Origin of the sequence: Chryseobacterium sp. MHB01, from assembly GCF_034651565.1 — a bacterium.
Classification (GTDB): Bacteria; Bacteroidota; Bacteroidia; order Flavobacteriales; family Weeksellaceae; genus Chryseobacterium; species Chryseobacterium nepalense.
The window spans coordinates 1-11,831 of sequence record NZ_JAYEDA010000027.1 but is presented as its reverse complement, the minus strand read 5'-3'; the positions used below and the strand labels follow the sequence as shown (position 1 = coordinate 11,831).

Annotated in this window: 8 protein-coding genes; 5 read left to right on the top strand and 3 right to left on the bottom strand. The window is 38.4% G+C overall.

Annotation, left to right across the window (positions count from 1 at the left end; all coding sequences use genetic code 11):
- Positions 1-129: 129 nt before the first annotated feature.
- From U9K52_RS20790 to U9K52_RS20780, 3 genes are all read right to left on the bottom strand, one after another.
- Positions 130-450: a GIY-YIG nuclease family protein gene (locus U9K52_RS20790; protein ID WP_312177301.1), complete on the bottom strand. Its 321-nt coding sequence runs from the start codon at positions 448-450 to the stop codon at positions 130-132.
- 313 nt (positions 451-763) lie between these two features.
- Positions 764-1,405 (bottom strand): DUF6266 family protein, encoded by a 642-nt coding sequence (locus tag U9K52_RS20785; protein ID WP_322927965.1) that lies wholly within the window; start codon positions 1,403-1,405, stop codon positions 764-766.
- A gap of 471 nt (positions 1,406-1,876) precedes the next feature.
- A complete protein-coding gene (locus tag U9K52_RS20780) occupies positions 1,877-2,140 on the bottom strand; it encodes a helix-turn-helix domain-containing protein (protein WP_263602884.1) in 264 nt (87 codons plus the stop codon).
- 564 nt (positions 2,141-2,704) lie between these two features.
- On the opposite strand from U9K52_RS20780, the gene U9K52_RS20775 reads away from it, so the two are divergent.
- The 5 genes from U9K52_RS20775 to U9K52_RS20755 all read left to right on the top strand — a co-directional run bounded on the left by U9K52_RS20775 (position 2,705) and on the right by U9K52_RS20755 (position 11,708).
- The gene (locus U9K52_RS20775) at positions 2,705-3,631 is read left to right on the top strand and encodes a hypothetical protein (RefSeq protein WP_322927963.1); all 927 of its coding nucleotides are present in this window, start codon (positions 2,705-2,707) and stop codon (positions 3,629-3,631) included.
- Between the two features lie 95 nt (positions 3,632-3,726).
- Complete coding sequence (locus U9K52_RS20770; RefSeq protein WP_322927962.1) at positions 3,727-4,380, top strand: T9SS type A sorting domain-containing protein; 654 nt, start codon at positions 3,727-3,729, stop codon at positions 4,378-4,380.
- A gap of 9 nt (positions 4,381-4,389) precedes the next feature.
- Positions 4,390-7,689 (top strand): hypothetical protein, encoded by a 3,300-nt coding sequence (locus U9K52_RS20765; protein ID WP_322927961.1) that lies wholly within the window; start codon positions 4,390-4,392, stop codon positions 7,687-7,689.
- A 9-nt stretch (positions 7,690-7,698) separates the two neighbouring features.
- On the top strand, positions 7,699-11,244 hold the full coding sequence (locus U9K52_RS20760) for a DUF6443 domain-containing protein (protein ID WP_322927960.1): 3,546 nt from the start codon (positions 7,699-7,701) through the stop codon (positions 11,242-11,244).
- A gap of 5 nt (positions 11,245-11,249) precedes the next feature.
- On the top strand, positions 11,250-11,708 hold the full coding sequence (locus U9K52_RS20755; RefSeq protein ID WP_312176841.1) for a hypothetical protein: 459 nt from the start codon (positions 11,250-11,252) through the stop codon (positions 11,706-11,708).
- Positions 11,709-11,831 lie beyond the last annotated feature (123 nt).

Here is an 11,831-nt window from a genome sequence, read left to right as displayed (position 1 = left end):
ATTAGGTAACAACAATGTACCAAAGGTGGCTGAGGCTCTCGAAGCCACCTCTCCTAAAGAACCTCAGGCATAGTCACCAAACAATTCTTATAAAACACTAATACTCTAAATGAGGCACTCGAAGCCACCTTACTCTTTTGTTAGATCCCGGTAGGCAATTGCCAATTTCGGAAGGAGTTCCGGCATTCCGCTAATCAGTGCTTCTTTCTTTTTTCTGTTCCATCCCTGGACTTGTTTTTCGCGGTAGAAAGCAAGATCAATCCGGTGATATTCTTCATAATATACTAATTTTACGGGAAGTCTCTTTTTAGTGTGGCTGGCACCCTCTCCAATTTGGTGCTGTATGATTCTGCGATCAAGATCATTCGTACTCCCGGTATAATAACTTCCGTCGGAACAGAGAAGAATGTACATCCATCCTTTCATCATTTGCGTTTTTAACAGGTTCAAAGATAAAACTTTTGACATTATACTCTGCCTTCGAGAACCTCAGGCATCGTTCAGTATAACTATCAGATAACAACAATGTATTAAAGGTGGCTGAGGCTCTCGAAGCCACCTCTCCTACAGAACCTCAGGCATCGTTCAGTATAACTATCAGATAACAACAATGTACCAAAGGTGGCTGAGGCTCTCGAAGCCACCTCTCCTACAGAGCCTCAGGCATCGTTCCTGTACAAATTCTTATAAACACAAATACACCAAAGGTGGCTCTCCAAGCCACCTAACCAAAAAAACTCCACCGTGTGGGTGGAGATTAGGGTTACACTAAAGTAAAGCTTCCCAGATGAACACTGTTCGAAGCCAATGTTTCCGTAGAATTATGAAAATAGCTCCAGACCTGAATTTCTTTACCGTTATACAAGGCGGGAAGTGTAGCATCTACCGTAAGAGCGGTACGCAGGGCAATGGATTCGAAAATCTCGAATTGGTCAAGCTCTTCACAATAACAGACTACATTCACTTTGTCGCTTTCGGAAGCAGTGCCCTGTACAGAGTTATTCTCCCAGGTCAGCCTGATGATATTTCCGGTCTGTGCCGCTACAACCACATTCTGAAAACCGGTCAGGTCTCCTTTCGTAATCAGCACCTTATTATACATCAGCTCCGGGATGGTACCTGCCATCTGTATTGCTTCGCTGATGGTGTAGGATACCGCCAAATTCACCCTGGATTTTGATCCGCTACGCGATCCGAAATATCGGTTCTGGATATTTTTTAGTGGCTGCAGGAAACTGATCACCAGCTTAAATTTATCCTGCTGAAGCTGTTGCTTTTCACTTGGCGGCCTGCTACTTGGTTTGGGAGTACTTCTGATAATATCCTGTCCGCGCCAGCTGGCTCCTACAATTGTTCCTACTTTTCCTGAAAATCCTCCGAGGATTCCTTTTGTTATTCTTGCCATTTCAATTAATTTTAAAGGTTAACAGAACGAAGATATAACGGAATATCTGTATTTTAACGACCTGTGAAAAGCGTGACCGGTTTTGACCGGCAATGCCTGTTTCTGACTGGTGCGGGTATCTGATTCTTCGGGAGTTGTTCGGGTCAGCTTCGGGAGTTGTTCGGAAAAAGCATACTTTTTCCGAACAACTCCCGAAGAAACATACAACAATAGCCAAAGCGTTACCCTATGATGACAAATTATTCAAAATGATTATCAGTATCACATTCTGATTCATTTTCGTCAATTTGAGTAGATTTTTTTGAAAAAAATCGTATTGAGAAGTTATTTCCATGGATCTTTTCATTCACCGGTTCTCGATACATTTTTCTCCGCTGCGCTGCGAAAAACACTCGAACTGACGAATCTACTATCAAAATTTTTCAAAATGCACAACGGGTCATAAGTGTATCCAGCTAAAAAAAATTACCCTCATTTTCTGAGGGTAGCTGTAAAAAAAGATTTCGGGTAAAATATTTTCCTGCCGATTCTGACATAAGGAATTTTCTGTGATTTCCTGATCCTGAACAAGGTACTGTCGCTAATATTCAGCAGTCTTTTAACATCGGCACTGTCATAATACTGAACTTCATTATTTTTTGATTTTTCAAGGGTTAACAGGATTTCTGAGAAAATTTCGATAATAATATTCATCAGCTCATCATGATGAAACGGAGGATGTGACTGGTTTTTCATTTTTGTGCTCTTTAATGGTCAATAATAATTTTGCTTTTTCCAGTTCAAACGTAAGGGAATTAAATTTATTGTTGCCTTCCTGAGCAATATTTTTTTATACAAAAAACGCCATTTTTTTTATTTTAACCCAATGCTTTTTATGACAGTATATTTTTCTATAAAATTCATCTTATTGAGTATGAAAATCAATATACTACAAAAATTAAAAAATAGCGTTTACAGGCATTTTTACAGGCATTTTTTCGTCACATAAAATTCATTTAAATTTCTTTGTCCGGAGATTTATTTTTTCTATTTTCGCACCGGATTTTAGAAAACTTCCAACCTGAAAACAGGAAAATGCATCTTTAAAATAATACGACATCTTTTGTCGTATGTGAGCATTAGTTTTGCAGCAATGGAATTATTTTTCTAATCAATAGACATTAAAAAACAAGAACCATGATAAAAACATATCCTTATCGGGCCATTTCTCCATAGCGCTCCGAATTCTAATACAGGAATTCTGTATTCTCAGACCTTTCAATTTTAAACAATAATAATACTTATCATTAAACACTTTGTATGAATAAATTATACTCAGGAGCATTTTTCTTATGTTCCGTTCTGGGCGTTTCTGCCCAGGAAGTGATCTGGCAGAAAGACATTAAATCCTCCACCCAGGATTTTCTTTCCCAGGTTACCACCACTATCGACCAGCAGTATTTAATAACAGGAAGCTCGATCCAGACAGGAAATAACATGTCCAAAGCTGGAGGCAAAAGCCATTTGCCAACAGCCAACAACCAGCAGCCCAACAACGGTTACGATTTTCATTTGGTTAAACTCAACCAGCAGGGCGAAGAAGTCTGGGAGAAATATTTCTCGGGGCAGAACCATGATTTCCTTTCGGCTACGGTGAACACTCAGGACGGTGGATTCGTTTTAGCAGGAACTTCATTCAGCGGGAAAGGCTTAGACAAAAAAGAAGAATCCAAAGGCGGATCTGATTTTTGGCTGATCAGAATCAATGAATTCGGGGATGAATTGTGGCAGAAAACGATTGGAAGTAGTTCGGATGAAGAAGCCAGGGCAGTAATTCAGACAACGGATATGGGATTTTTTGTGGCGGGAAATATAATGACAGGTTCCCTTCGAGAGCCTCAGGGAACGAGAACTTTGGGTTACGGATCCAAAGATGTTTTGGTCGTTAAATTAGATAAAAACGGAAAAGAATTATCGCAGCTTATTTTAGGCGGAAAAGGCCTGGATGAGGTTGAGAAAATGATACCCACCAAAGACGGCGGCGCATTGCTGGGCGTGTATTCCAGAAGCGGAGCGGTAGCTGGAAGCGGGATGCCGGAAGCGGGAAGTAAAGCCAGCAGCCAGATGCCAAAAGCCAGCGGCAATTTTGGGGAGGGTGATTACTGGATCATCAAGCTCAATAAAGAAGGCAAAGTAGAATGGGAGAAGAATTTCGGAGGAAAGGGAGATGACCATTTGAGAACATAGCTTTAACCTCTACAGGTTATTTAATCGGAGGCGAATCAAGGTCTGAACGGTCAGGGAATAAAACCGTAGGCATCGAAGAAGGAACCGATTTATGGTTGATTTCTTTAAACGAAAGGGGTGAAGAGATCTGGCAGAAATCCTACAATTTTAAAAACCGGGATGTGCTGATGGGAATGAGCGTAATAGCCGGGAAGCAGGAAGATGGAAGCGGGAAGTCTAAAGGCGTTTTATTGGGAGGCTATACACAGGCTGAAGGAAGAATTGAAAGTGATGATGAAACGTTCTGGATGCTGTATCTGGATCAGAATGGTAATGAGCAGTGGAGAAAACATGTAAAAGGAGAATCCAGGAAAAGAGAGGAACGACTTTCGGATATAAAACTAAACAGAGACGGTTCGATAATTTTAGCCGGAACCAGCGCCGAAGAGCTTGGCAAAGAAAACTGGAAGATCGTAAAGCTGGGTGACAGGCAGATTGACCAGTTGATCGAAAAACAGGATATTAAGATCTATCCGAATCCTGTATCAGATTACGCGTATGTGGAGATTGGAATCCCTTCGACAGGCTCAGGGCAGGGGTTCGAGGCAGAAATTATTGTATATGATATGGGCGGAAGACAATTGCAGAGCCTGAAAACAAAAAATAAAGTCACGAAGATCAATACGCAGAATCTCGTTCAGGGAGCGTATCTGGTAACGGTGAAAACCAATGATAACAAAACAGCGAGTGCTAAACTGATTAAGAAATAAATACTAAGTATGAAAAAAATATTACTCCCACTGGGATTATTGCTTGCAAATATAAATACTGTTAAAGCTCAACAACAATCATCTGACAATGATACCAATATTGCAAATATTATTCCCCCATCACCCACCGCTTATGCATTGGGAAATTATGGGAATGTACCGGTAGGTCTTTTCACAGGAACAGCTAACGTTAATATTCCTTTATTTAATTATAAAACCGATAATATCAGTCTTCCCATTGCTATGTTCTATGGCAACAACGGTATTAAAATTGATGAAATATCATCTAACGTCGGTTTAGGATGGAACCTCAACTCAGGTGGTGTGATTTCAAGAACAGTACGTGACGGTCCCGATGACACTTCCCAAACCTTACAGCTTGCTTCAAATGCTTTTGCACCAGGTAATACTCCGGCATTTAAAGAAGCTATATATAACTTGGGAAATATAAGCGGAGGTATTGATACAGAAGCTGACATATATTCCTTTAACTTTAACGGAGTGTCGGGTAAGTTTTTCTATGACCGCAACAATCAGGTTCATTTGATAGATCAACAGGCACTAAAGATTGAAAAAAACACCAATGGATTTATCATTACTCTTTCCAATGGTGAAAAGTATTACTTCACAGAAACGGAGCTTACTATTTTCAAAACATTGGGAACAGGACACCAGTTACCTAATGGAGGTATAACAGCATGGTACCTTACAAAAATTGTACATCCTAAAGGAGATGAAGTATATTTTACGTATGAGGACATGTATCTGGACTATACGGCATCACAATCACAGGATTTAACCCAAAGTCAACCCTATACTAATTGCACAGGAGCATATGTTTCGACAATTACCACACAAATCGGAGTCGTAAAGGACCATATGATGACTGTACATGGTAAAAGAATAAAAACGATTAGTAGTAATAATTTGCTAAATGGAAGCATTAATTTTAGCTATTCAACTGATGCGACTAATATTGATACTGACGGAAATTATAAAATTCAGAATATTACCCAAACTGATAAAAACGGAACTGTAATTGAAAGCGCTACATTCAACTATCTCAATACTGTCAACAAGAGGAATTTCCTAACCGGAATTGTTTTTAAAGACCCAAAAAAATCTTACGCTTTCAATTATGACAACCCCTCGCAGTTTCCTGCGAGATTATCCTATAGCAGGGACTTTTGGGGATATTACAATGGTAAAATCAATACCATCCTTGTACCTAAAATTCCGGACTATAATTTAGAACAGTATAATCCGTCCGGAGCTAATCAGAAACCTGATCCAAATTATTCCAAATTGGGAATGTTAACCAAAATAACTTATCCTACCAAAGGATACACAGAACTTGAATATGAAGGAAATACGTATTGGGGTACTAAAACCGTATATCCTCCATATTCCTATAAACACATGGAAGCTGTAAATGGCAGCGTTGGTATTGTAACACAACAGTATAACTTCATGTCGCCAATTAACCAAACTGTTCAAATATCTGGAGAAAGCGGATTCAATATCAGTTGTGTTGATTCCGGACAGACGCACACTCCTATTGGTAGAATACAGGTTTTTGATCCCGCAAATAACAGCATTATGTATTCACAATTTATCAACAACCAAATCAATACGGTGAGCTTTAATGCAACGGCGGGTGTAAATTATACCGTCAAACTGTCTGCTTCTAGATGCACTTATATATACACGGATGCTAAATATTATCCATCAGCACCACAAGTATTCGATACGAATTTAGATACAGGCGGGGTAAGGATAAAAAGAACAAAAGATTATGACAACCCATCTGCTAACCCTGTGTATACGAGATATTATTATGGTAAAAAAGATGATATTAACCATTCATCCGGGGATAAAGGAACTGATCCTGTTTTTGTATATAATTATCTATCGTCAGAAGACTGTTCCAATATCATAGGACAAGGACAATGTTTGTTTAATAATAGATTGTTCTTGGTACAATCTTCTAACAGCCTCCTTCCTTTATTCGATACAGATAAAAGCACATCTACTTTTTACAAATATGTAACGATAAGCCATGGTGGGGATAATTTTGAAAGAGGTGGTCAAACCAAACAATTCAATATCAACAGGGATTCAATGGGTGGTCATCTTTGGGGGCTCAATGATATTCAGAGTACACCCTATACCAATTACGGATGGAACAATGGCGTGGAAGTATTATCAGAAATCCTGCGTAAAGATGACAATGGCAGTTTAGTAACTATTCAACAAAAAGAAAGCTCTTTTGTGAAAAATGATGCCAGTACGTTTGAGATGAAAAACTATACTCATAGAAGAAACGATTTGATGGTATGTACATCACCAACACCTTACAACTGTACACAGTATGATATTGGAAACCCGGATCACGCATGTTATGGGAAAAATGTCGGCTTCGTAATCAATACTCCTTATATTGATAATCTTGACGTCAACGAGTACCGTACAATTTCCTACTGGAGCTATCTTAGTTCAGAGAAAACAACGGATTATCTTGACGGTGCTCCTGTTCAGACTCAGACAGAATATTTTTATGGCAATCCATCAAATTACCAGTTGAGCCGCCAGAAAACAATCTCTCCGGATGGCACAATCAATGAAGTTTCCTATCAGTATGCTCATGAAAAAGGCAATCAGCTAATGATTGGTAAAAACATGGTTGGTATCCCGTTACAAACCACAACAACCCAAACCATTGGCAGCAATACAAAGACCCTGTCTAAAACAGAAACAATTTACCCTGCATCAGTTCCGACAGTACAAACAGGAAACCTGGTGTTACCATTGGAAATAAAATCGTATGATACGCTCAACAATATCCCTTCAACAGAAGTAAAATATGACAAATACGATGAGAAAGGCAATATTCTTCAGTACACTACAAAAGACGGTGTTCCTGTGGCTATCGTTTGGGGTTACAATAAAACTCAGCCTATTGCCAAAGTTGAAGGAATAACCTATGACCAGCTAACGGCTGCTGTTTCCATTTCAGCCATCGTATCAGCTTCAGACCAGGACGCTTCTAATCCGGCAACTGAGGACCAGCTGTTAAGTGTCTTAAATGACTTTAGGAAACAAACGGCTTTGGCAGACAAACAGGTCACCACATTTACTTATGATCCTCTTATCGGAGTAACGAGTATTACTCCTCCCACAGGGATCAGGGAAATCTATAGTTATGACACAGCCAACAGGTTAAAAGAAGTAAAGGTAAGAGAGAAAGATAATACCGGCAATTATGTCTACAGAAAAGTGAAAGAATTTAATTATAACTATAAGCAATAAGCCCAAATAATGAAAAATTATTTTATTAAAAATACACTCGCGGTATTAGGACTAATTGTCTCGATACTGTCGTTTGCGCAAACAGCAACAGAAAATTATGTGCAGTCTAAAAACTGCCTGACTGCTGATTGTAACAGGAAGTCTGAGACCATTACCTATTTTGATGGGTTAGGCCGTGCCAAGCAGATCATCAGCGTAAAAGCTACACCATCGGGCAAAGACCTGGTAACCCCTGTAGTCTATGACGGATTTGGCAGACAGATAAAAAATATTTTACCTGTTCCGGCACAGACCCAGAATTCAAATATTCATACCGGAATTACCAACGAAAACGCAGCCAACTCCTATTATGGTGTGAATAATGCTTATACAGAGAAACAGGTAGAAAACTCTCCTTTAGACAGGATATTACAGCAAGCCCAGCCAGGTGAGTCCTGGGTAATGTCTTCAGGAAATACAGAAAAGTTTGAGTATGAAGCCAATAAGGTAAATGAGGTTAAAAAGTTTATTACCACGACTTCAATTAATACGGTGAACAATATTTCCAATACCGTTTCACAAGTATCCGTTTCCTCCGATAATTCAGGGTGTTATGCAGCAGGTGTACTATACAAAAATACGGTAACTGATGAAGACGGAAATCCCGTAACCGAATACAAAAACGGAAGGGGTCAGACCGTTCTGGTCCGCAGAACAGATGGAACACAAAGCATTGATACCTATTATGTATACAATGAATACAACCAGCTTGCTTTTGTCATCACTCCCAAAGCAGTAAAAAAGATTGAGCTGAATAATAACGTAGTCACTGACGGTATTCTTAATGAACTCTGTTACCAATACCGATATGACGGGCAGAATAGGAATGTGGAGAAAAGACTTCCCGGCCAGGATTGGACATGGATGGTATATGACCAGCAGGACAGACCGGTTTTGGTACAGGATGGAAACCTGAGAACGACCACCAATAATTTCAATGGCAAAGGCTGGATCTTTACCAAATACGATGAACTGGGAAGAGTTGTTTATACGGGATTCTTTTCCAATACGGCCAACAGGCAGGCGATGCAGAATGCCCTGAACAGTATGGCGGCAAATCCTTATAATAATGAAAAACGATCTGCAGTACCGTTCAATTTAGCAGGTGTTAATGTATTTTATGATAAGAAAGCCTTTCCTACAGGAAGTATGACCATCTTAGCCATCAACTATTATGACACCTATCCGGAAGGTGCCGAATCATTCTCATCAATACAGGGACAATACACATTGTCTCCGGTTTTAGGAAGTAACGATGACGCCTCTACAAAAGGGCTTCAAACGGCTTCTCTGGTTAGGAATGTCGAAAATGATCAATGGACGAGAACCTATATGTACTATGATTCTAAAGGAAGGATTATTTCAACACGTTCTACCAATCATTTGGGTGGTTATACCAATACCGAAACCAAGCTCAATTTCTCAGGACTGGCAGACGAAACCTATACAAGCCACAGGAGAACAAGGGTTTCACAGGAAATCAGAATAAAAGAACGCTTTATCTATGATGATCAGAACAGGCTGCTTCAGCATTTCCATCAGGTAGACAGCAAACCGGAGGAACTGCTCGCTGAAAATACCTACAATGACCTGTCACAACTCACCAATAAGAAAACAGGGAATAATTTCGGTACGCCGCTTCAATCAATTGACTATACATACAACATCAGGGGGTGGCTGACTTCCATTAATAACCCTTCTAATCTTGGGGATGACCTTTTTGGGATGAAGATCAAATATGAAAATCCCGAAGATCCGGATTACGGTATTGCCAAATACAACGGGAATATCTCTGAGATAGACTGGAAAACACAGCTTGGAGATGGCAATTACAGGAGATACAGTTATAAATACGATCCACTGAACAGACTGACCGATGGGATCTATCTCACCCCATTCTTAGCAGCCAATACCCAAAATCATTATTATGATGAACAGTTAAGCTATGATGCCAACGGAAATATTAAGACCTTAAACCGTTTTAAGAATCCCCCGGCAGGACAGAATACACCGCTTCAGATTGATGAACTGAAATATGATTTTAGCAGTTCTGATATTTCCAATAAGCTTATAAAAGTAACGGATGCTAAAGCAAATTCTTACGGATACCCAACAGGCGGAAACCTTATAGTATATGATGTGAACGGGAATATGACCAGCCAGGTAGACAAAGGAATTTCCCTGATAAAATACAATTACCTTAATCTTCCCACACAAGTACTTTCTTCTCAGGGAAATACTTCTTATATTTACCGTGCCGACGGGACAAAAGCGCAGAAGATCTTTGGCTCTACGACGACAGATTACCTTGACGGATTTCAGTATGAAAACGAGAAGCTGAAATTCTTCCCGACATCAGAAGGGTTTTACAATGCGGAAAGAGGAGAATATGTATACAACTATACCGATCATCTGGGCAATGTAAGATTAAGCTACAGCGCAGCAGATGGCGGGGGTATCGCTGTTTTGGAAGAAAGCAATTATTATCCTTTCGGGCTGAAGCACCAAGGATATAATGACATTTCTTTATTAAATGATTTTGGAACAAATTTTAAGTACAAATATAATGGCAAAGAGTTGCAGGAGACGGGAATGTATGATTACGGGGCACGGATGTATATGCCGGATATTGGAAGATGGGGGGTCATAGACCCATTAGCTGAAACTTCACGCCGTTGGACACCATATAATTATGCTTATAATAATCCTATAAATTTTATAGATCCAGACGGAATGTTATCTGTTAATTCTATACAAGAGATGTGGCAAAATACTTCAGTTTCTAGTACTTGGATGAATGATGGAAATGGAACATTTAGCGGAGGAGAAGATGATCCTAAAAAAAATTCTATAAATAAGGGTAAACGAAGAAATGATTCAGATAGAAGAACTACTACCAAGGATAATACAGGTGATTATAATGATGTTGAACTAAAGTATATTGAAAAACGATTTAGAGATCTAATAACAAAATCAAGAAAATATGGATATAATTTTTCTGCAAATAATTTAGAACATTTTTTAGGTAATAGTGGTTCTGCTATTAATGTAGATAAAAATTTTCTTTTAAAGTATAATTCGGTAAGATCTTTGGTGAAAACAAATTTAAGCCAAATTTGGTCGGCAATTTATTCTGATGCTAGTAATTTAAAAGTAGGGCAGTCTATGCTTATTAGCAAATATTATGTAGATTCTAATAATGCTGATCAAGGTACTGATTTGTATTATGGATCTGGTGGCTTTAATATTAAAACAACTGTGAGTGTTAAAGCTACACGAACAGGAATGTTTTCTTGGAGTTTTATTGGTACCACTACTAATCAATGGAATGATCGATATAATTGGAATTTAGGACAAGGAGCTTATATTCCTTCTGTAGGAATGATTCCAGATCAGTGGGGCCAAGCTTTAGAAGATAATAATAAAGCCGATTCTTTTTTAATGAAATCTACTTGGTCAAATAGTGTTAATCAAAGTGTTTATGGAGTTTTAGGAACTATTCAATTTAACTACTAATTACAATGAAAAATAATATTTTTTATATTCTAATATTTATAGCAGCTTATAGTTGTACAAAGGAAAGAAATATTGTAACACCTATTTCAATATCCGTTCAACATCCTAATCATTCGTTTTTTGAAAATCGAGATGCAAGATATTTAACAGTTAAAGATTTGAATGGAAATAATATTAGTAAAATGAGACTTAGAGATAATGTAGATTCAGAGGCAAAATCATACCTGTTTAAACCAACAAATGATTATATAGTGGTGGATTGTGATGGTGCATGGTATCATATAAATAGTAAAACTGGATTAATTTTAAAGGATAAAAGCTATGATCCTTGGACTAAAAAGAAATTGCCTCAAAATTATATTGGCACATTTATACAGAAGAAAACTCAAAATATATATTTTTTAAAAAAAGAGAATAAAATTGATTTAACAGAAGTTTATAAATATGGAGGCGGTTCAAATTAAAAATAGCCTATAATTGCATTATGCTCGATCTCGCGGATTTATAATCCTTGAGCAATAATAAAAAGACCCAGTGTAATTGCGCTGGGTTTTTATAACACTTCTTATATTTAACGTGCTGATGAA

Coding starts and splice junctions, on each gene's coding strand:
- U9K52_RS20775 (WP_322927963.1), top strand. CDS start 2,705: ATGAATAAATTATACTCAGGAGCATTTTTCTTATGTTCCGTTCTGGGC.
- U9K52_RS20755 (WP_312176841.1), top strand. CDS start 11,250: ATGAAAAATAATATTTTTTATATTCTAATATTTATAGCAGCTTATAGT.
- U9K52_RS20785 (WP_322927965.1), bottom strand. CDS start 1,405: ATGGCAAGAATAACAAAAGGAATCCTCGGAGGATTTTCAGGAAAAGTA.
- U9K52_RS20760 (WP_322927960.1), top strand. CDS start 7,699: ATGAAAAATTATTTTATTAAAAATACACTCGCGGTATTAGGACTAATT.
- U9K52_RS20780 (WP_263602884.1), bottom strand. CDS start 2,140: ATGAAAAACCAGTCACATCCTCCGTTTCATCATGATGAGCTGATGAAT.
- U9K52_RS20765 (WP_322927961.1), top strand. CDS start 4,390: ATGAAAAAAATATTACTCCCACTGGGATTATTGCTTGCAAATATAAAT.